The organism is Paenibacillus sp. J22P15 (genome assembly GCF_056269345.1).
The window spans coordinates 345,019-368,016 of record NZ_JBWDNT010000002.1 but is presented as its reverse complement, the minus strand read 5'-3'; the positions used below and the strand labels follow the sequence as shown (position 1 = coordinate 368,016).

The window sequence follows — 22,998 nt, the reverse complement described above, 5'->3', positions numbered from 1 at the left end:
ATTATTTGAGAAAAAAGCTTGCAGGTGCGTATCCAGTAAGGTCAACCGTCAGCTGGTTGTCCCTAATTTCCATTATTTCGCCGACTTGTTCTCCTCGAAGGTCGGCCGGCATCGCGGTTGTGAACTTCGCACCAGCCGGCAGGCTGATGGTGAGTGTACCGGAGGCACCAGCTTGTTCCCATACGCGTAGAATTGTGCCCTCTCCATTAGGGTTAGGTCCGAATGCAGTCACAAGAACTCCCTTACGGGAGACACTGATACCGGATTGTTTTGCAGGCAGAGTCTTGCCCACGCCTGTGGCTGAAGTCACAAGGAGTGGACTGCGAGCTTCAAGCGCAGGTGTGGCTATGACAGCGTCAGTGGACGTCTCGGTGTTGAAGGTCCAAAGTCGAACACGCGAGCTCCAAGTGCCGGGGTACCAGTAACGGAAATTCGTGTTCCACTGATTGTTATAGAGATTGAGATACACGACAGGTTCTTTTGGAGTGAACTCCTCAGCATCTCTAGAAAACTTCCAGCAACCGGGACGATCAAGGCTTATCAATGGATGGTCGAGCGGGCAAACAGCGATGCCAGCGCCATCGGCGTCAGTGATCGTCACACCGTGGCCAACAGAAAATAAGTCTCGATTAGCACCCGGAAGAATGTCTGTTGCGGGATTCATGACACCGAGCTGGCGGTGCACACGGAACTGCGGCGCAGCTAATTTAAACGGAAGACAGAGCCAGTCTGCCTCGGGCCAGTTATCCTTCTCTTTGTTCTGGATCGTCAACTCAAGGTCTATATATGGCTGGTGTTGATCCAGAGTGATCTTCAGCATCGTTGCCGGCATGTGGTTGGCTGGGTCAGCAGGGCACTCGATGGTAGCAGAATTCTGCCTTATATGAACGATACCTTTGGCGCATGTGGCTGCACGGTACGGTACTTGTTTTTCAGATATCATACCAACTTTGTGCATACCGAAATGCGGCCAGTCTTCCGCACGATCCATCTGGTATTTCATCGTGTAGTCTAGCGTCTGTTCGAAGGTAAAACGTTCATTCAAGTATTCTCCGAGTTTATGTGCAGCGGATGAGTCCACCCACTCGCGTCCTGTGCGCTTGTCTATAAGGGAGGCTATGGAGCCGGTATATGGGTCTAGAATAATCTTGAAAAACTCATTTTCAAGACAATTTCCAGATTGGCTTGATATAGGTTCGCATTTTGAGTTACCTATGGGTGAGTAGGTCTTGTATCCACACGCTGGTACATCTTTGGAATAGAAGACAAACTGACTGTCACTCCATTTGCCAAAAATCTCTTCCCCGTCACATTTATCGATCAATGAAACAATTTCACTTTTCGACTCGACCACAACCATCCCTGAACGAGACCAAGGTAATGGATTGTATACGATGATGTCGCCTTGTTCGGCGTTTACATGTTCGGCAAGTGCTTTGAGGTTCGCGTTGGAAATGGTACTGGCAATATCGGCGGCGGTGCGTATGTAATCCGTTTTATCCTCCCATGAAGCCTCAAGAGTGGCCATAAGCTCAGGGTCGGCATTCTTAAAATCATCCCCGTATTGCTTGATGTTCTTCGACATGCCCCAGGTATGCTCTCCGTAGAGCAGGATATTTTCATAAGCGCGTTCAACCTCATTGACCACTGATGGTTGCATTACGCCCCATATGCCGAGTTGGGTGTTCAGCGCCTCGGCGGAAGCAAGCTGAGGATGTACGTTACGGGAAGTCTTGATACCTCTTGGGTCGCACATGATCCCGTGTATCCAGGTGTCAGGCATTTCCCCCCTAATTACCGGCAGTTCCGGCTTGTCGGCGAGGATAGCAGCTGCGAAATCGTCCATCGTGCCCATACGAATTTTAACACCAGGCAATCTATTCTGAGCTTCCTCGAAAAGCATACTCAATTCTTCAGCAGCCGGGGGTCCAGAGTTATCCAATGTGACAAGAATCGCTGGCCAGATTTTATACGGCCAATCTTTGGGCGGGATAAAATTATGTCCAATGTATGGCTCGCCGCTCCCCCACTTTTCAGGCCAATTTAGCCCAATGGCAGTGCCATAGGTGCTGGAGTAAAAGGTCAGGATCCGTGAACCGTCAGGGCCTTCCCACCAGAAGAGTCCCGGCGTGGTGACATAACCGCTCGGCCAGTTACAGCCAATGTGCAAAAACTGGACTCCACTGTTCGACAGCACCGTTGCCAATGCTCCTCCGTGAGAGGGGACGTCGGTCATTTTACCGGAAAGAGGCAAAGGCATGCCGTACTTGCGGCAGAGGTTGGATGCAAAGTTTAATCCGCGGGCCATTTCTTCCGGTTCGCAAGCATCAGACTCGAGCGTGAATGGCAACGCATGAACCTTAAAGCGGCCGGACTTCACATAGTCATCGAGGCGTTTACGGCGCTCTGGCGTCTGACCCTTCCAATCGTCAAGTGCCTTTGACATGATCCAGCCGGGGCTGGTCCAAGCAAATTGTTGCTCTGGCGGCAGATTCTCCCCTTGGTCCATGATGTCCATTGCCTTGTCAATCATGGTGGTGCGGATGTAGTCGATGAACTCGCTGACACGGTGCGTATAGCCAATGTCAAAGTGTGTCTTGCAGACAACGATGACCTCCTCCAGGTTGGGCCATTCCGATTCGTACTTTGATTGATGATCTCTCATAAAACACCTGCTCCTTATCCGATTTTGTGTTATTTCGTTGAATCTCGGTTTAACTTAACTCCACACGTGATTCTATTACTATTACGATAAACAATCTTTGATTGCTATTGCTACAATCTCAGCCTGAGCCTTCTTCCCTTCCTCGTTGTAATGATACCCGTCTGCCACCCGGTATTCGCTTCTTCCATACATCGGTGTATATAAATCATTCATAGAAAGGTTATATTGTTCGGCAATTCGCTTAACAACCCTATTTCTTTCCTGAACCTGCCCATTTAATTGCGGTTCAATTACTGTTGGATTTCCAGCTTCCGTCATTGGGGTCGAATTCGCAATAATGAATTTAGAGGATTGCGCGATCTCGAGGACATGACGAATCAATTTGTTAAAATGATCTTCATATTGGCTAGCTGATAAATGCCAGCCATGCAAGCCATTGTTAATATGGATAACGTCGTAATGAAAGTCTTCCCGATGCTGGATCATATAGTCAATCTCTTTCAGTAGAGACGGATTATCCATTGCTTTTGAAGTGGCCACCATGTCAACATATGCTTGGTTTTGGAGAAGCTCATTAACATAAGACCGATAGCCCTTTGTAATCGAATCTCCTATTAATAAAACTCTCTTCAGATCATGGTTATCAGCTTGTTCCCACCAATGTTCACACCATTCAAAACGTTCCAGATGTGTCACCATATACGAAATTACCTCCTACTGATTAAAGTGGATAGAATAATCGGAATAAATGACGATTTCTTCCCCTTTCTTGATATCCAGTTCTATCCGTGTATAGATTCCTTCTGTTGCTAGAAGGCTAATGATTCGTTCATTTTTCGGCTCTATGTTGGCATTTTCAACAAGGAGAGCAGCTTTCAATGGCAGCTTCATATCTGTAAGCAGTTTACATGGTTCTCCAGCCAGACTGCGAATGCGAATGAAGCGTGTAGTACCTTGCTCACGTACTGCACTGACAAGAAATGCACCTTCAGCACGCATTTTATGGAAAACCGCATCAGGCCACTCTTCCGGCACAGCAGGAAAGACGCGAATCGTGTCTCCCCAGCTCTGTAGAAGCATCTCCTGCAAGGAAGCCGCTCCTGACAGTGGCGTCTCTATGCAAGGCCCCTTCTCCTTATATAGCGTATTAAACTGTAATTCACGATCTAATAACTGTCGAAGGTAGTGCAAGCTCCGATTACCGTTGCCTATTGCCGCATATAGCGAAGCCGCTCCCGTCCACGAAAAGCCAGCGAATAACTCCGGAAGACTCAACCAATATTCCAGGGAATGCTCGATTAACGACCTACTCTCTTCCTGCTCATAATGAACCAAACTAAGCGGATAAATCATCATCAAATGGGAGTAATGCCGATGCGATTCAAGTAGGGGAACATCCGTACCGATCATATACCCTGTCTCGTCAACGGGGTAGTCGACAAGACGGTTCAACACATCGCGCCATCGTTCTATCCCTTCATCTTTGATGTCAAGTCTTGAACAGGAAGCCAGCAGCGTCTCGCACCCCCAGCGAAGCAGGGATAAATCATAATTCGTATTTGCTGCTGTTTTGGCATACTCTGGCGACACCGAGACCGGCAGATGGTATCGTCCATCGTCTCCTTCGATTAGCAGATGTATGTAGTATTGCACTGACCGTCTAAGCAACGGATATACGCGCTCACTAAGCATCTCGTCGTCCATCGAATATCGGTATTGCTCCCAGTAATAAAAAACAGTCCAAAGTAAATTTCCGTGCTCGTCTGTTACAGGACTAACACAGTCATAGCTGCTAACACGGCCGATTGCAGCGGAGTCATGCCGGTAGGAAGCCGGCACGTTATTGATCAATGCCTCCTGGGCATTATCCAGTAATCGGCATAGAGATTCGCCTAGCTCCAACCGATTAGCTGCATAAATTGGCGAATAGCTCAACTGAATATTCAAATTCCACCAAATAGCCGGCCAGGGTGTCACGTCCATCCACGGGCCCATTAGATCAAGGGCGGGCCTATCAGCGCGCGTAGCCGAAGCTAATTTATATATTTGCATCCAATAAAAAGCGTTCATGCGTTCATCAGGTACTTCAAGATAGCTTGCTGGATAATAACGGTGCCACCAATCTTGATGCGATTCCAGCAATAGCTGCATACCTTGCTTCTCCGAAGCTTGAATAGCATCGATAGTTCCCATAATTGCCGTGTCTTTCGAATCCGATAGCTCAACGCTCAAAAATACGGTTCCTGCCCCAATTTTACTCACATTTCGGATGCCTGTGGCATACCCGCCCCCTTCGGCAAGAGCTTGAAACCATACATCAATGCCACTCTGTCTTCCTTCATAATGTACAGGCGGATTAATAACGGGTTCAGGACAAGGGTAGTAACCCCCTTCAGGCGTTGAATGGAAGAGGAAGCGAGGATTAACGGCTTCGTCGGACACCCACTCCCACTGTAGTTCCTGCTCCTCTTCGCTGGCACTCCATTCAATCACTTGAACCATCTGCTCCGCGTGCGTAAAGGTTCTCCATTCAATTCCACCGCACTCCGTCGTAAGCTTACAGGTGACCTCTGCATCATAGAGATTCAGTCTCATTGAACAGTCAGTGATTTTCCCTTTGGTCTTCAGATCGAGTCTGCCGATGGGCAAGCGATGCTTACCGTCCGCCCCTCGATCTTCGACCTTTTGATATACATCCGTTCGCCCGATATGCCAGGAAATCCCCATATCCGACCGCGAATAGATATTAGCACCGAGCAGGCCGTTTCCTGTAAGAGCTCCTTCTCCCCACGACTTTGGCAATTGAGTCCAAAATAAGTCGCATTGACTCAACATCTCTTCCCATTTTGGAACAATTTCAAATGACATAGCATCCACCTCAGATATAAATGATTTTTTCTCCCCGGGATAATCGTTCCCGGTTTCATGATTGTTTGTTACAATGTACCGTTTACCGCCATTGCATAGCAATTGCCAATAATTCGTTAGAGCTGCATACGCAGCATAAAAAGGTGAGATACAGGCACTCTGGTGCATTGCAGAACGATTATCAATTATTCGTTGCCACATAGTCGCCATGCCCTGCCTTTTTGATTCGTTCGCAAAGAATCAAAAGGAAAAGCTAAAATGGGATTAGTTGGGTCAATTTCCAGATAATCTTGAAGGAGACTGCTCGGATGCGAGATTAATATTAATTCGCAAACACATTCACATTGTCAAAAAGGCAACGGCCGTATATCGTCAACATACAAGTCCTACTTATCCCTAGTAATAATGCAAAGGACTCGGCTGACATCTCCTAATACCCTTTGCTCGCTAACTTTTTAAAGCTCACGTACATGTCATTTGCTTCTTTTGCCAATTGTGCGCCGCTTTGATCGTTCATTGTTTCACGAAATCATCAAAACCTGATTCGAAGGTAACATGCTTGGAATTTGCAGACAATCGTTCATTTTCCACGAATATATATTTATCGCAAACCCGCGCCGTTGCTGAATTTAGACCTTACATCAAGGCGTATGATCATCATTTTTCATTCATCTCATTTTTTCTTAAGGATAAATAAAAGGCTTGAGAGCTGAGCTCCCAAGCCTTGAATCCAACGATTAAACGTATCTTCTTAACCAACGCACCTAATTCCTATGATCTCTGGTCTACAAAGATGCAAAGGAAACCATGAACCCATGTGGTGTTCCTTTGCATCTGCAATAACGGAATATAGGCTATGCCGTCCTAGCTGGACTGCAGCGTTTATGGAGAATGATAAGCATTTGTATAAAGTAAAATATATACTCTCTTTTAAAAAGAAGGGGAGTAATCGTAACACTCCCCTTATTCCTGCTTTTGATTTAGTTTATTGCAAGATCGCTTTAGCTACGATAGCCAGATCCTCTATATCAACCTTACCGTCTTTATTGACATCCGCTTTCACATTCCAGCCCGCTTGACCTGGTTGTGTGCCATATGCTGCTGCTACAATAGCCAAGTCACCAATACGGACTCCTCCACCATTCACATCTGCAGTTATTTTCATGCTTTCAAACACTTGAATTGCCGCTTCTAATGCAGCTATTGCATGATTCACTTGCTCCTGCGTCGCATTCGGATCGTTTGCTGTCGAATTGGCCGCATCAATAGCCGCTTGTAATACAGCTTTGGATCCAGCCGCATACAATCCGTCACTATTTCCTTCTACGGCAGCATTATACTTAGCCTGAGCGTTCTCGATCATTACATTCAATAGCGATTTATCCACTGGGATATTGATTCGAACCTCAGTTGAAGCTCCACCAACCGCAAGCTCATCCCCATCTTTGTTAGCAATGAACACATCACTCACAGAGATTGTCGTATTCACTGTATCGGCTGCAGCTTTAGCTGTAAACTTGAATGACAATACATCGCCTTGGGCAAGTACGTCTTGCGCTGCAGCTACGCTAGCGGCAAGAATTCGAACTTGTCCCGCTACATCCTCTTTTTGGTCAATGACTTCAAATCCGTCTTTGAGCGATGTAACCGAAACAAACTCATATCGTTCCGGGTCAAAATGAAGCGTCACATCTTGCGCATACATATGCTGGTATACACTTTGTGTAACACTGCTCAAGCCCATGGCTAGATCAAATGTTTGACCAGGGATTACTTGTTGCGGGCCACTTAAAGTAACCTGAGACTGTCCATTTGGTTTGAATGTCGCATTAATCGAATGATCACTCGTAACGTTTATAAACGTATACGTATTATCGGTTACCGTTACAACTGCACCATCCACGGTTACCGTGTCGATCATATAATCGGTGTCAGGTGTAATCGTGAAAGTAGCATCTGCTCCATCCGCTACAGCAACGCTACCGCTCGGACTAATCGTACCGTTGCTTCCAGCAGTTGCCGTAATTGTGTTAGCAGGCGCGGCAGGCAAGCCGTACACACTTAATTCACCGACGATGACGTAATCGGAATAGCTCGATGTTGCTTTAAACTTAATATATTGAGTATCCGCAGGTGTAAAATCGACAGTATAGGTCTGTCGCGAAGCCAATCCAGGCAGTGTTCCCAATGAGATGACAAACTCTTCTCCGGCAAACTCACCTGTCGCGCTACCGTACAGAATATAATCTTTCACGTTTCGATTATTAGCGCTTTCTTCACTCTGAAACACAAATGAAGATACTGTATATAACTGACCAAGATCGATAGTCACCCACTCATTACGCGTACCCGAGCCTCTAATCGATGCCCAGCCTCTTTCTGCGGAGTTGACTCCGCCAACTACGCCATCATTGATGTTGGCCGCTTTCCACTCATGTGTCAGCTGACTGCTATAGCCCATTATCCTTTTATTCAGAGAGACAATCTGCCTTGCCGTATATCCTTCGTAGATGTTAACATCATCGATACTGACCATTCCTGTAGACGCTGCATTAATCTGATGCGCAACCGAGTCAATAGGGCCATTAACCGATCCGAAGGCTATGTTGGACAGCATTTGCACGGAATCAATGTACAAATTATACGTGCCCGTTACCGCATCGAACTCAATCTTGAAGTTATACCAAGTTTCTGGCACATAGGCTTGTATATCGGTCCATGTCCCGCTTGAATTTTTGTAGGAGATTTGTCCGTTGCTGTTAAACGCGATCTCTACTGAGTTTGTCGTACCTGATTTTAATGCGATCGGCAGTACAACGGCATTTGACTGGTCAACCTTTGCCTTGACCTCCGCTGTACCTGCATATAACGGTGTAATGCCGTGGCTTGCTACAAGATTCTCGCTAGACGTTGCACCCGTTTTCGTAAGTTGCATGTTCTTGTCCGTCTTGTAAGGTGCCCCTTCGACTGTAACCGTTCCATCTCCGCCAGCATTATTAACCGCCCAGCCGTCAGGCGTATTACCAAAGGTCATCCCATCGAAATTCTCGTATAGCTTCGTCGTTATCGGAATGACAGCAGGTTTAATATCCTGATATTGAGCTTCCAAACCTGCACCTTTCATTATGTCTAACGCTTCCTGCGGCCAATTTCCATTCGTGACGACTGTCGTACCGGAAACGGAAACACCACCACCGTTAGTTGTGATACTAGCTGTATTCGTGTACGTGTTAGTAACCGTAACATGTTTAGCTACATTACTCATAAAATATCTAGGAGCATTAATAACAACGTTATTCGTGACATTCCACCAATCGCTAAAATTGTCCGTATATAAAGCACCAGTTTGTTTATATTGGTTCTGCACATAGTTGTTGGCAATCGTGCTTATATTCGATGAATCGCCATCAGTATACCCCAGAACATAAATTGCTCCACCGTCACTCAATACCGACGTTACATCATGGACATAGTTATATTGGATGTTTGTATTTTTATGGATGTTTGAAGGTAATAGATTGTGTCCATAGCCGATGTGAATGCCCGAATAAGGAACGTTCGCAATCTCATTATGCAATACATCCATATCCTGCGGGAAGGTGGCTGCTATGGCAGTTGAAGAGTAATACTCCGCTCCGATATTTGTAAAGTAATTATTAATCACATCATTATTTCGCAGCATGACACGACTATCGGTACTATTACCGTAGTTTTCCGAGCCCTCTATATTCCAATCTTTGTAATCCCCGATTTCTATCCCATTACCCGAAATGTCGGAAAATCTCGAACCAATAACCAGACTATCCTGGGATCCTGCATACATGTTTAGCCCGGTATTGCCGAGATGTTCGAAAACATCACGCTCGAATTGAATTGCATTCGCATATTTCAAGTTAACAGCTGCGCTTATAATTTTAGCAAAGCTTATAAGTTTGCCATTGGCATCATACTCACCGTCTGTGTCTAAAATAATGTCATTCTGTGAGTCCACGTGTCCCTTGTCGCTATTCGCTTCTACATCAGTTGTGTAGCTGAACGTAATGCCTTTGAACTGCAAATTGTGCGCTTTATGATCTAGATCGCTACCCTGTACGCGTACCAATTCTTCCAATATAGGTGCGATTACGGTTGCTGTCGATAAATTTTCTCCGCTTCTTGGCTTATAGTAGATTGTGTCCGTAGCGCGGTTCATATACCATTCGCCTTCGACATCCAGCAACTCGTAAGCGTTCTCAACAAACCACGGGAGTCCATTGGTGTTGTAACTGCCGCCTACCGATGTAAGACCTTTATTAATTGCCCATCCCCAGGCAGGCTGCTTCATCGTAATTGTCGTTGTCGTCCCATCATTTGAAATACTGCTGATGCCGACTCTCGGCGCTGTCCATTCATTCTTGTACACAAACTCAATGTCCCTCAGATTACCCCAGTTTTGCATTGGAATCGGACTGTTGGCATAAACAGATCCCGACGCTGTGTAGCCCGTTGCTTTCACAAAGGTCAGCGGCGAAGGCGTACCCGTGCTTTTTGCTCGTATCGCCCTATTGCCGTTGACAAACAGCTGCCGAGTCTCAATATCGCCTGCATTCGCGCTGTAAATATTTTTACTTGCATCATACAAACTCCAACCGGTAATCGACTTGCCGCCGCTGATGATCGGCTTTTCGTCATTATAGGCCTTGTAAATGATGTTATGGCCATTGGTTCCGGAGTCCGCATCAGTGAAGTTCAAAGTGTTCGTTAGCGTGTAGGTACCGCCCCTCAGCTGCACTTCAATATCGTCGGTCATGCTGCTGTTGATTGTCCGCACAACGTCTCGGGCATGCTCGATCGATCGGAATGCGCTAGAAGTTGACGTACCGTCGTTCGTATCCAGACCGTTCACAGAGTCTACGTAGTAAGTGGCCTGGCTCGCCGCGTGAGCGGCAGGAGCCGGCATAGCCGCAGCCGCCGACACAATCAAGCTTAGACAGCACAAACACGCGAACGCTTTTTTTACATACTTATTGTTTTTTTCAATCATCCTTGTTCCTCCCAAATTAGTTAGTAGTAGACTGACCAAGATGCAAGTTCCCAAGATGCATCGCATCAACTCCTCTCTACATTCGTCAGAAAAATTTAAACGCTTTAATTGTTTGCAAAAAGCAAAGGGAACCGATAATATCTATCAATTCCCTTTGCGTTCTCTTTGATGTTGTTAACCTTATTTTTTCAATGATGCATACAAGTCGTTCGCTTCTTTCTCCAATTGCTCGCCGCTTTGTGCATTCCACTGCTTCACGAAATCATCAAAAGCAGACACGGGCTTCGCGTAACTTTAGGCATAGCAGGCTGTGGAAAGTCAGCCGACACCAGCCGCATCGCCTCAAGGCAGCACGCAGGCGGCTGTATCCGCAGCCCCTGCCCAGCCGCTAACGATTAGTTGGATGGTTCCGCTTGATTCAACCCCGTACCGCCTTCTGCCGTAAGCAGGTAATAATATCCGTTCCGCTTGTACAAAATTTTTTCAATCTGGATTAAATCTGGATTAAATGTAGCGTCAAATCTCATTTTATTGCAATTACCAATAATTCGGTTTGCTTGACTTGAGAAGAAATATACTTATCTAGCAACAAAAATGAGGACAAAATGCTCTCTACAAATTTTAATACGACTATCAATTTTTCGGAGCCCACCATTATAAGGCTTTCCTTTAGATGTAAGCGTTGACACTATGCAGAGCAGCAATTAGTATTAATGTAAATATCAAGAATTTCACATAAATCGAAAGAGGAAGATACATGAGTCTATCGCAATTATTACATTGGAAGCAATGGGCCGGTCGGCAGTGGCTTGCGATTATTTTGTTGCTATCCTTGATTCCTATTCTGTTCTTCGGGACCATACTGTATTGGACAGGCACCCGGATCGTAGAGAAGGAAGTGGAGCGTTCCTCCCTGCATTCCATCATTCAGATGAAGGACCAGATGGATCTGCTAACCAATCAAATCGAGGAGTTCTCTAACCAGTTTTCCTTGCAATCGAATGTAACGGAGCTGCTTAATATAGGAGCCAGCCCTTCGATCGGTTCTCTTCCCTTGACAGTCACTGTAATCAATGATCTATCCATGTTTGCTTTTTTATTGAAATCCGTAGATTCCGTCTATTTATATCATGTAGCCCAAGATACGGTTATTTATCAAGGCGGAGTAGCTTCCTTCAACAGTTCTTTATTGCCTGATGCCAACTGGATGGACGAAGTCGAGGAAGCTGCGGCGACCGGAAAAAAAAGCTTTTGGATTGCCCCACGTCCTATAGTCAAATTCACAGACAGTCCGCCCGGAAAGACCATTTCGTACGTCCGTCTCCTTCCTTACTTTAATAATGAAATGAAAGCGGTATTAATTATAAATATTAAAGAGTCCTATTTACACCAGCTTCTTAGTAACTTCCCATTTGACTCAGATGAAGTTTTAATGATCTTCAATGAAAATAACCAACTAATTACAGCAACAGATACCTATAGGGATCTTGACGATGAAAATATAGAGAATATAACATCTTTATGGAATAACAATGACAAATCGTCATCAACTTTTCGAATTCACAACCCAGATTCGTTCGTTACCTTCAGTCGCTCGGATAAAAATAATTGGACACATGCCTTGCTGGTTCCAGCCGACACTCCAATTAAAAGCGTCCAATCCTTGAAAAACATCATTATTATTACCACCATCGTTTTTTCTTTGCTTGCGTTAATCACCTCCTATCTCAGCTTTCAAAGATTTCAGAATGGGGTACGCCGTATTGTGAAGCTCTTAAATCGAAGCAATGACGATAGCAGCTCTGAAGAATCAACGCCAAGCCATTCCTTCGATCTGAAGATCGATCAGATTGAACAACGAATTGTGAAATTAATGGTAGAACACCACGATTACAAGCAAAAGCATCTCGAACAAAACGCGGTAATGCGCAACAACTATTTACACTCCCTCTTACTAGGGAAAATCGAAGGTAAAGTGGATGGGGAGGCGGAACATCAGCCACAATTGCCGAGTTCTTTCACTCATCCTCATTATTCAGTATTTATCGTCGAGATGGATACTGTTAAACCCGAAGATCAGTTTAAGGAATGGGAAGAACCACTTTTCTTATTCGCAGCCGCCAATATCGCTCAAGAACTGCTAAGCGAAATTATGCCTATCGAGACTGTCCTTATTCCGAGACAAGCCGTTGCAATCCTAAATTTACCTGAAAGCTTTACAGAACGGAATTTACAAGATGCGGCCGAAACGCTACGGCAAACGATTCTAAAAATATTGAAGCACTCTATTACGTTATCAGTCGGAAGGAAAGCATCTTCCCTCCAAGAGTTGTCAGATACCTATCATTTAGCGGCGCTAACTCTGCAACGGCACTGGCTTGGCGATGGCAATGAAGTGATTTTACCGGGTGGGACTATTCGCGAAGAAGCCGCTATTTCTCATTATCCAACTATTTGGGAAGATCGGCTTTTCAGGCAGATACGTTCGGGAGACAAGCAAGGAGCTAGAGAGGCTTTGTGTCAATTTCAGGAAGAGCTGCAAGCGCAAAATATCCCTTTTAGCCAAATGAAAACATTCTACTTGCAGCTTCTTGTTTCTGCCATTCGAATATTCGGTAATGAAGGTGACATGATGGATAGCAGGAAGTTATACGATGAATTTATGCGCTTGAACAACATGAACGAGATTTCGGATTGGATGTCTCAGATTTTTGCTAATTCCTTGCCGCAATTGATCGAGAAGATGAATAAAAGACAGAAAGATGATATTGAAGGCAAGATGTTTCAGATCATTGAGAACAGATATGCGCATGACCTGTCTTTGCAAATGATTGCAGACGAATGTGGTATTAGTACATCGTATCTCAGTGAGTTGTTTAAAAATCGCGTAGGAACCACGTTTATCCAGTATGTTACGAATTATCGAGTTGAGAAAGCGAAGCACTTGCTTCAAAACACAGACCTGAATATAGCTCATATCGCTGAAGCAGTAGGATATTCAAACGCCCCCCAACTGATCCGGGTTTTTAAAAAGGCGACCGGCACCACGCCGGGAGATTTCCGTGCAAACCAAAAAGCCCCATCTAAATGATGAGGCCACTAGTCAAATAAAAGCTAATTCCATTCGAGTTGAATGAGAATTAGCTTTTATTTTATTGCTAAACTGAACTCCACTATATATCAAATAGAATCTAATTTCGATAGGAACCAAAAGTTAATCTGAACCTGAATTTCATATCTTCCTCGAACCACATGCGGAAATTCGTTCCCCAAACGTTGTTGTGCAAATTGAAATGAAACCCTCCGGCAAGCGGCGCGAACGTGTTGTCGAATTGCAGCAGCCGCGCTTCGCCCGGACAAACGACGGGGGCGTCAAGCGTCTCGATGGTCAACTTTCCGTCTGCGCCTTCATAGTAAATGCCGTTATTTATGGCATGCATGTTCCGGTTTCCGTCCTTCACAACGGACAAAGGCGAAATCCGCTCGCCCAGTTTGTCCATCATCCAACGGTTAGGATTGTCGACGACAGGAACGAGCGAGAACCACGCGGCTTCCGGCAAGCGGCAAGCCGGTTTGTCCTTCCAATGCAGCTCGATATCGATGATCGGCTCTTCGGATTTGAAAAGATAGGTAATCATTAGTTTTTTGGGCGCTCCAAAATACCGGCAAGCGTCGGAAGGCATTTCCAAGTTGGCGCGGACGATGGCGCAGTTCACTTGCCTCTCCAACCGCAGGCTTCTTAAGACCGGCGTGTACCGTTTATGCTCGGGAGTCGGCTTCGTATATTCCAAACCCGGCTTGCCGAGATCGGGCTCCGCCCACGTATAATGAGTCTCAAGGTCTTTGGCATATTCCTTGTAGAAACGATCGTAATTTTCTTTACCGAACGTCTCATACTGAAATAAGCCTAGCCGTTGTTCATCTTTTGCCCACGACTTTCCGTTGTGGTCATCCAATTGCCGGATCGAGCCGTCTGTTGCGAAGCTTACGCGGAATTTCCCAAGCTCGTAGCTCCTGTTCGCCTCCAGAGTTTCGGCGCTTTCCTCACCGTATGTGTTTTCCGGCTGCATCTTTTCGAACGATTGCCGTGCCTCATTCTGCATCTCCGGAATTAGCACCGAGAGAGCTTGATCGAGATAAGAGCGTTGTTCTTCCCAGGAGCTTTCGAGCAAACGGTAGCTGCGCTTTTTGTAGTAGGCATACAAATTATCGTATTTATTTTTCACGGGAAGATTCTCGACTTCATCCATCGCTCTAGCCGCAGCGAATTCCTCCGCACCGTAATTCGCGTAATCCGCCAAATAGCTTTTTTCGTCCAATCCCCAAGTGTGCTCCGGAATCAACATCAGACGGCTGCAAAACCTTTCATAAGCTTCGCTATCGGTATCCAGCAGCCCGGAATCGACCCACTTATCCCGTAATCGGAGCAACTCCCGATAATGCGCGACTTTCTTCGGATCGGAAGCGACTCCATGAATCCACGAGTCCCCGATTTCTTCCGAAATAATAGGTAACAATGGCCTGCAGGCAAGCAGCTTCTCAGCAAAGGCGTCGAGTGTTGAGGCGAAGATCTCCGCTTCCGGATACGTATCTCGCAAACGCTCGTACATTCGCTCAATTTCTTCGATGGAAGGAGGACCTAGATTATCTCCGGTATGTGCGAAATAAAGCGCGTCCTCGAGCCCTTCCACCTGGAGCGATTCGCCGTAATCTGCCGCGTAATTGACGACGATCTCCGAACCGTCGGCCGCGCGCCAGATGAACACCTTCGGAACGCTCGGAGGCTTGCAAGCCGGATTGACGCCCAAATGCAAATACTGAATTCCGTTTCTCGCCATAATAGGCACCATGCCGATCGTGTGTCCGGGTACGTCTGTCATTTTCGCCGCGATCGTCGTTTTGCCGAATTGTCGGTCCAATCTTCGGGAAAGCGACAGGCCGAACTCGAACAGCTTTTCGTCCATGAGTTCTGTATGCGTCGTAAATGGAATTCCGTGCCAAACGATATGACCCTGTTCGATCGCCAGCTCCATTCGTTTGCGCTGCTCTTCCGTTGCCTTCGTCAAGTATTCCCGGATCAACCAGGACCCGGTCGTCCATATAAATTTCGATTTTCCGTCATCTTTCGCCAACCGTTCCGATAGCGTCAACGCTTGCGGAATAAAGCTATTCATGTACTTGTCGTAGACGTCGCCCGCCAAATCGGTAAAACCGATATCCAGATGTGTTTTAAAAATGACATGCACTCTTTTGATGGTGGTCATGGTATTACCCCTTTGTTATTTATTGAAGTCTTGGCGGAATTCAACGTTTATCGGGCATCGTCAAATCGACGAACATCAGGTCGACCGACTTATCCTGCAGCATTTCGAGCGCAGTCTCCCCGTTGCCGGCTTCGTCCCTTCCCGCTTTCACCCTAACACGATCGAAGAGTTAACGCGACTTTGAATAACAACAATTTTATTGAATTAAGGCGTGGGTTGACTATGATTTTAAAACATTTCTCTGAAAAATAAAGGAAGGCGAAAATACCCTCTAAGGGAAGTCTGCCTGTTCGCAGCGAAAGGGGATTATTCTTCCGATAAAGCGAACACTTCGCTTATCTAGAATAATCCCCTCTTGAATCTTATTTATGGACAACTATTGTTTGAAATTACTTTATTGCAAGATCGCTTTAGCTACGATTGCAAGATCTTCAATATCTACTTTTCCATCATGGTTGACATCGGCTTTCGCATTCCAGCCCTCTTGGCCTTGTTCTTTGCCGTATGCCCCTGCAACAATAGCCAAGTCTCCGATCGTGACGCCGCTTTGTCCATTAACATCTGCACTAATCTTCTTGTTATCAAATGCTTGAACTGCCGCTTCTAATGCGGATTTCGTACTATCCACCTGCTGCTGAGAAGCATTCGGATCGTTTGCAATCGCGCTGGCCGCATCAACAGCAGACTGCAATTGCGCTTTAGATCCGGCAGCATATAAGCCATCCTCATTTCCTTCCACTGCTGCATTGTGCTTAGCTTGAGCGCTAGAGATCGCAGCATTCAAGAGTGATTTATCCACAGATATGCTAATTTGGATTTCATGGGAAGCTCCGTTGATCTGCAACTCATTCCCCTGTCCGTTGGCAATCACAACTTGGTCGACACTAATTGTCGTTGCCTCCGTTGCAGATTTAGCCTTAAATTTGAAATTCAACAAATCGCCTTCGGCAAGTACCCCCTGGTTCGCTTCCACGCTGGCAGCAATAATCCGAATTTGACCCGGCGCTGTCTCCTTTTGTTCAATGACTTGGAATCCATCTTTCAGCGATGTAACCGCATCGAATTGCACATTTACTGGATTATAATGCAGAGTCAAATCTTGGGCATACATTTGCTGGTATACACTTTCTGTTACGCCGGTCAATCCCATCGTCAGATTGAATGCTTGATCAGGGACCACTTGCTGTAAGCCAGTCAATGTAGTCTGAGGCGTTACAGCCGGGGGTTGGGAGGTAAATTTGAAATACGATAAATTAAAGAGATAGCCCGAAGGACCGGTAAATTTCAAATACAGATCTTGGATGCCTTGTGCACCGGTAATTCCGCATGTTTGATTTACAAACAGATCCCAGTTCCCCGTATTTGTAACTGTACACGTCCCTGCTAACGTACCTGTTGGAGAGCCCAATCGGACTTCGATATTTCCTCCGCTACCGCCGGAAGAAACCCTTACCTGTAAACTGGCTGCGCCTGCTTCTCCAAAATCCACCCCTTTGTATTCCAGCCAATTTCCATTATTAATAAAACCAACGCATCTATTCTCAGGACAAAAAGCAAGCTGAGTTCCAGAATTCGCGTCATAATCCATCGCCTCGTTTTGCGCATATGGATTGAAATTGCCTGTATACGAAATAGCAACTTGTGAAGAAGGGCTGCTTTCTTTCCCTAACATATTTATCGCAGTAACTCTATAGTAGTACATTCCATTTAAACGCTTACCCGCAAAGTCCAGATCATTGTCCAGAAAACTTGTTGTATCCTTATGCACATAGGTAACGTAACTCGCTCTGCTAGGCACAAAATTGGACGTTTCACTGCGATATAGTTTATACCAAATAACATTTCCGCTTGCAGCTCCCCAAGATAAGGTTTTGTCTTTCAAACCAAGAGACCTTGGGGCTCCAGGAGCAACCGAAGAATTTTGTTCTCCTACAATCGAAGCTGTGATTGTTGGCGCGGACGCTGGATAATAGCCTGTATTGGTGCCGTCCGATGCGGCAATGTAATACTCCAGCCCCGAATCCGTTACTGCGCTGCCAGGTATTCTACCATTAAAAATAGCTTTTGTTCTTCGTTCCATCGGTACGGAAATCCAGGTGGCCGATCCTAACGCACGATAGTATAAAGTTGCCGTTACGGAGTTGAAATCTCGATCGTCAATCACTCTCGCTAAAATGTCTGCTGATTGACCATTCAGCTGAGAGCTTGGTGGTGATATCACTACTACGCGCGGCTCATTAGTGTCCCCATTACCTGCAGAAACCGTCATGGGAATGGACTTCGGGCTTTCTTGATTGATCGTATTTACAGCGCTGATACGATAGCTGGCGTTCCCGTTATAGGAATCCGTATACTTTGTTGTTCCGCTTGGAATCAGGCTCGCATTAATTTTCACATTATTTCGATAAACGTTATATCCGGAAACGCCCGGCTCTTCGTTATTCCAAGTCATCACTGCACCATCTAAAGTACCTCTTACAACCACATTGGAGGGTGACTTCACACTTTGCTGATTTCTTAGATTATTTTCCAAAACTACGTATCTCTGTTGCACCATACGATTTTGAGAGCTGACGATATTACCTAACGATGAAATGTCGACGACTTTATCTATAAAGTCTTTTGTCCACCGCTCGAAATCGCCCGGCAGATTTTCCCAAGAATAGGAAGGGAAATTTTGATCCAATTCGTCCCAAGCTGCCACAGAGTCAATGCGGGCTCTAAATAGTTTCAACCGCGCTTTTTCTCCTGCATTTGCCGTACTAATCGCAGAATCAATAAGTGCCAATTGACTATTGGCTTTTTGAATATCTACTGATCGGTCCTTTCCGCTAAATTTCGTATTTCTATTGCAACATTCGCTTTCATTCGTTGCAAAGGGTTCATTTTGATTCAAGATGGGACCAAGGGTACTTACTGTACTTGCCCCATAATTTTTAGCTGCATATTCATCGTATACCGTTTGCGAGTTTATATATTTGTTTTGCGTATCCCAAGGAGCTTTGGCAATATAAGAAATTTTCGGATCAACAGCATCAGTTATACGCCAAGTAAGCGTCTGAAACCCTTTCATATTTGATGCCCGGGACGAATAAGCATTGATCGTGTCCGAAAGATGCATGTTATATGGATAATAATATACCGAAGAATCAACATCCCTTTCCACCCAAGGAGTTCCCCAGTATTCACGGGTAGGATAATTGCTGCCGCTTTCAAACGAAGCCGAGTAAGCAGATATAGGCGCTACAATTACATCTTGAGGTAGTGGATTTACAAAATCGCTGTTTAATCCCCAACCGGACACCCCTATGCGAATTTGAGGCGCTTCTGTTTTGATTTGATTATACATTTGATCGAAAACTTTCCGCCAAACCATCTTTATATAGGCATCAGACGCGTTTTCAGAACGATATGCGATCAGGTAATCCAGGTTCGGATAATCATTGATAATCTGATCGGTTTTGGCTTTAACGATACTTGTGTCTGTTGCCTGAGCTCCATAGATAGATGGGATAAGATCAATATCCAGTCCCAGTGCGATCTTGACCCCTCTGGAATGAGCGTATTCTAATACACGTTGAAATAAGGAAGAGCCCTTCTTAAATACATCCATATTTCCAAGGGTTACATTATGTGTGGTCGCTTCTGACCCAGCTACCGAATCATCGAACAAATCACCCGCTTTAAAACGATATTCATTCAGATCCCAGCCTGGCATTGCCCAATTGTGTCCGGTTTTCGAGGTAGGAAAAAAAACTCTGGATGTGAAATTATCTTTCGTAAAATTTTGAAACATTTCGTTATGATTAAGTTCACCGTTATAGTTATGAATGTTTAATAAGTTCATCCGCATTTTGGCCATTTGGTCGATCACGGATTTAAAATCCTCAAAATTGTAAACGGTAGCCGATTGTGGGAAGTTAGTCCAAGGAAGCACGCCTCTTATTGTTTGACGCGGTGCCTTTTTCTCATCCACAGTAACCATGGACAAAGGAATCCGGTCATCCGGAATGACATCCCCGCCTAAGTAAAATCCGATTCCATAATAATCCTCAAGAAGTCCATATACTCCATACATGGAGCCTTCTGCATCACTACCCGCAATAGCGATAACCGATTGCGAATTATATGTAACATTTTTCAACACATACCCCTGTGGTCCGGGGTCAGTTCCGCTTACTGTAAGCAATTCCGCAGTAACTAAATCGTTCATTTTCGTATTTGTTGTTTTCTGTCCAACGACGAAAGTAGGCTGATCAACTGCGGCTGTATCGTTATGAATAGGGATCAGGGTTCCTGTTCTTTCATAAAGGTACCTTTGCAGCTCTTTAGCCGCATATTGTTCTAAACTCGGAGCATTGGCTCCAACAATAATCTGACCTGAACCACTAGCTGAGGCTTTTTGGTTAGCCATTGGATAAAAGCTGAAAAAAGGAGTAACTAAACATAACAAAATAGATAGAATAAAGGTTTTTCGGATTTTACTGCCACCATAACGATGACTACGATTCGGATTCCTTTTCCATGAATTCACTGTCTTTTCCTCCTTTGATTCATCTTAACCATCTTTTCAGACCTATTTTACAAACCAAGCCACCCCCTTTACCAGATTTTAAGACGCTCGGAATCAAAGATTCCGAGCTTCTATTATCTAAGCTTCCGTCAAAACTTTTGACTTCCTAGACATGGTATACTGATCCAGCATTACCGCTACTAAAAGTGTCGAACCGATAACAAAAGACTGCCAATACACATCGACCCCAAGTAAATTAAGTCCGTTTGTGATTAAAGCCATCAATAGCGTGCCAAGAAATGCGCCTATAACGGTACCTTCTCCCCCCTTTAAACTTGCACCACCAATAATAACAGCCGTAATGACTCGAAATTCGAGACCGGTTCCCGCGGTTACAGAGGCGGATCCAAGTCGTGATGTCATGAGAATGCCAGCAATCGATGCAAGCAGCGCACTTAAGACGTAAATCCAAAGCTTTACTTTTTTTACGTTTATCCCTGATAAAATAGCAGATTTTTCATTTGCACCTATATAGTAGGTTTGTCTGAGCACCCGTGATTTCCGCAACCAAATATCTCCAATGATAATGATCACTAACATCACAATAATTAACGACTGTACGCCGAATATTTTCCCTTGTCCTAGTATTGTAAAGGAGTGGTCTAATCCGGAAATATTTTTGCCGCCCGTTACGATTAGTACTAATCCTCTTACAACCGACATGGTTCCTAAGGTTGTAATGAATGGGTTGATTTGCAGTTTTGCGATAATATATCCGTTAAAGAGTCCTATAAGCCCTCCGCCAATGATGCCAATAACAATCGCAATGGGAACTGGAAGACCATATTTCAAAGCTAACGCTGTTGTGGCACCAGCGAATGCTAAAATAGAACCAACCGAGAGGTCAAATCCTCCGGAGACCAACAATATCGTCATTCCTGCAGCAATGATAGCTTCGACGGATAACCCTAGCAAAACAGCTAACAAATTCTGTGTAGTCAGAAAAAACGGGGAGGCGAAGGTTAAACATAGGCCTAGTAGTAAGACAATACATAAAATCATAAACTCGCGAACATAAAGCATTCGTTTAATAAAAGCCATAGCGTAATCCGCTCCTTAGATAGCAATTCCTGTCGCATAGGAAATGATTTGTTCTTCACTAAATTGTTCTTTATCCAATTCTTTAACAACCTCTCCTTGTCTCATGACCAGGATCCGGTCGCTTAGCCCCATCACTTCTGGCAAATCCGATGAAATGACAATAATGCCAACGCCTTTATTGGCTAAATTCCGTAAATGTGCATAAATTTCACTCTTTGCCCCTACATCTACGCCTCGCGTAGGTTCATCAATGATTAATACTTTGGGCTCAATACCTACCCACATAGATAAAAGCACCTTTTGCTGATTGCCGCCGGACAGCCTACCAATTTTTTGCCCAATGTTGGGTGTTGCCACTTTAAATTGCTCGCAATAATTGTGTGCTTCTGATCTCGCTTTTTTCTCATTAATAAATCCCCATCCATTATCGGTAAATTTCCTTAGACTTGGCGATATCATGTTGTCTTTTAAGGACATATCCAGAAAGAGACCCTGCTCTTTGCGATTCTCAGTTAAATAGCCGATCCCATGCTCGATAGCATCTTTCGGTGAATGTATGAAAATCTTCTTACCATTTAAATAAATATCTCCGAATTCTGCCGTCTCTGCACCTAGAATAGCTCGCCCAACCTCTGTTCTTCCTGCTCCCACTAATCCTGCAAAACCAAGGATTTCTCCTTTTCGTAAGGAAAACGAAATGTCATGAAATTTTCCTCTGCACCCGAACTTTTTCACACTGAATATTTCTGGCCCTATGGGTGACCATTCTAATCTTTCCCCATACATGTTATGGAGCTCACGTCCTACCATCAAACGCACAATTTTATCCTCTGTTAATTGATCAATAGTTTCCGTGGTAACATATTTTCCATCCCTTAAGACAGTCACTCTATCGGCAATTTCGAAAATTTCACTCATATGATGTGAGATATAAATGATTGCAGTGCCAAGTTTTTTTAATCTATGAATGGTCTGGAACAATTTTTCAATTTCAGCGTGTGTGAGAGAAGAAGTCGGTTCATCTAAAATCAATACCTTCGGCATAAAAGAAACGGCCTTTAAAATCTCGACTACCTGTTGTTTAGCGACTGAAAGAAACTTAACGAGTGTGCTAGACTTAATCTCATGGTCACCAAACAGGGATAGAAGGGATTGCGTCTTTTCATGCAATTCACGGCTTTTGATAAAGTTAAACAGATTTACGGGCTGTCTGTTGGCAAATATGTTTTCCGCAACACTTAGATTAGGAACTAAACTTAGCTCTTGAAAGACAACGCTTATCCCTAATGAAGAGGCCGTGTATGCATCCTTTAAGTGAGTGCTTTTCCCGTTAAAAAGAATTTCGCCTTCATCGGGTTGTATGATGCCCCCCAATATATTCATTAAGGTGGATTTGCCCGCACCGTTCTCGCCTACAATTGCATGAACCTCTCCAGGGTGAAGATCAAAACTCATTTCATCCAGCGCTTTTACACCGGGAAATCGTTTGGAAATTCCTTTAATTTGTAAGATAGGTCCCATGCCTTCCCTCATTCCTTCCTTTAATAAATGGCCTCCAATTGGA

10 protein-coding genes are annotated in these 22,998 nt (G+C 44.8%); 2 read left to right on the top strand and 8 right to left on the bottom strand.

Annotation, left to right across the window (positions count from 1 at the left end):
• Position 1 precedes the first annotated feature (1 nt).
• The 4 genes from AC0YN6_RS06405 to AC0YN6_RS06390 all read right to left on the bottom strand — a co-directional run bounded on the left by AC0YN6_RS06405 (position 2) and on the right by AC0YN6_RS06390 (position 10,556).
• On the bottom strand, positions 2–2,665 hold the full coding sequence (locus AC0YN6_RS06405; protein ID WP_475745806.1) for a glycoside hydrolase family 38 N-terminal domain-containing protein: 2,664 nt from the start codon (positions 2,663–2,665) through the stop codon (positions 2–4).
• An 81-nt stretch (positions 2,666–2,746) separates the two neighbouring features.
• Positions 2,747–3,364 (bottom strand): SGNH/GDSL hydrolase family protein, encoded by a 618-nt coding sequence (locus tag AC0YN6_RS06400; RefSeq protein ID WP_475745805.1) that lies wholly within the window; start codon positions 3,362–3,364, stop codon positions 2,747–2,749.
• A 15-nt stretch (positions 3,365–3,379) separates the two neighbouring features.
• Positions 3,380–5,734, bottom strand: a complete 2,355-nt coding sequence (locus tag AC0YN6_RS06395) for a glycosyl hydrolase family 95 catalytic domain-containing protein (protein WP_475745804.1) — start codon at positions 5,732–5,734, stop codon at positions 3,380–3,382.
• A gap of 784 nt (positions 5,735–6,518) precedes the next feature.
• Positions 6,519–10,556 (bottom strand): discoidin domain-containing protein, encoded by a 4,038-nt coding sequence (locus tag AC0YN6_RS06390; protein WP_475745803.1) that lies wholly within the window; start codon positions 10,554–10,556, stop codon positions 6,519–6,521.
• Positions 10,557–10,866: 310 nt separating this feature from the next.
• Between AC0YN6_RS06390 and AC0YN6_RS06385 the strand changes: the two genes are divergently transcribed.
• Both AC0YN6_RS06385 and AC0YN6_RS06380 read left to right on the top strand, forming a co-directional pair.
• On the top strand, positions 10,867–11,001 hold the full coding sequence (locus AC0YN6_RS06385) for a hypothetical protein (protein ID WP_475745802.1): 135 nt from the start codon (positions 10,867–10,869) through the stop codon (positions 10,999–11,001).
• Positions 11,002–11,313: 312 nt separating this feature from the next.
• Positions 11,314–13,647 carry an AraC family transcriptional regulator gene (locus AC0YN6_RS06380; RefSeq protein ID WP_475745801.1) on the top strand — a complete coding sequence of 778 codons (2,334 nt, stop codon included), beginning with the start codon at positions 11,314–11,316 and terminating at the stop codon, positions 13,645–13,647.
• Between the two features lie 100 nt (positions 13,648–13,747).
• Here the strand turns inward: AC0YN6_RS06380 and AC0YN6_RS06375 are convergent, their stop codons facing one another.
• From AC0YN6_RS06375 to AC0YN6_RS06360, 4 genes are all read right to left on the bottom strand, one after another.
• Positions 13,748–15,820 carry a DUF5054 domain-containing protein gene (locus AC0YN6_RS06375; RefSeq protein ID WP_475745800.1) on the bottom strand — a complete coding sequence of 691 codons (2,073 nt, stop codon included), beginning with the start codon at positions 15,818–15,820 and terminating at the stop codon, positions 13,748–13,750.
• A gap of 394 nt (positions 15,821–16,214) precedes the next feature.
• Positions 16,215–20,354 carry a carbohydrate-binding protein gene (locus tag AC0YN6_RS06370; protein ID WP_475745799.1) on the bottom strand — a complete coding sequence of 1,380 codons (4,140 nt, stop codon included), beginning with the start codon at positions 20,352–20,354 and terminating at the stop codon, positions 16,215–16,217.
• Positions 20,355–20,471: 117 nt separating this feature from the next.
• Positions 20,472–21,434 (bottom strand): ABC transporter permease, encoded by a 963-nt coding sequence (locus AC0YN6_RS06365; RefSeq protein WP_475745798.1) that lies wholly within the window; start codon positions 21,432–21,434, stop codon positions 20,472–20,474.
• 15 nt (positions 21,435–21,449) lie between these two features.
• Positions 21,450–22,955, bottom strand: coding sequence for a sugar ABC transporter ATP-binding protein (locus AC0YN6_RS06360; protein ID WP_475745797.1), 1,506 nt, complete (start codon positions 22,953–22,955; stop codon positions 21,450–21,452).
• Between the last annotated feature and the right edge of the window lie 43 nt (positions 22,956–22,998).

Bases quoted from the DNA above. Each gene is read 5' to 3' on its own strand.
- AC0YN6_RS06395 (WP_475745804.1), bottom strand. From the start codon at position 5,734: ATGTGGCAACGAATAATTGATAATCGTTCTGCAATGCACCAGAGTGCC.
- AC0YN6_RS06360 (WP_475745797.1), bottom strand. From the start codon at position 22,955: ATGGGACCTATCTTACAAATTAAAGGAATTTCCAAACGATTTCCCGGT.
- AC0YN6_RS06380 (WP_475745801.1), top strand. From the start codon at position 11,314: ATGAGTCTATCGCAATTATTACATTGGAAGCAATGGGCCGGTCGGCAG.
- AC0YN6_RS06400 (WP_475745805.1), bottom strand. From the start codon at position 3,364: ATGGTGACACATCTGGAACGTTTTGAATGGTGTGAACATTGGTGGGAA.
- AC0YN6_RS06375 (WP_475745800.1), bottom strand. From the start codon at position 15,820: ATGACCACCATCAAAAGAGTGCATGTCATTTTTAAAACACATCTGGAT.
- AC0YN6_RS06405 (WP_475745806.1), bottom strand. From the start codon at position 2,665: ATGAGAGATCATCAATCAAAGTACGAATCGGAATGGCCCAACCTGGAG.
- AC0YN6_RS06390 (WP_475745803.1), bottom strand. From the start codon at position 10,556: ATGATTGAAAAAAACAATAAGTATGTAAAAAAAGCGTTCGCGTGTTTG.
- AC0YN6_RS06365 (WP_475745798.1), bottom strand. From the start codon at position 21,434: ATGGCTTTTATTAAACGAATGCTTTATGTTCGCGAGTTTATGATTTTA.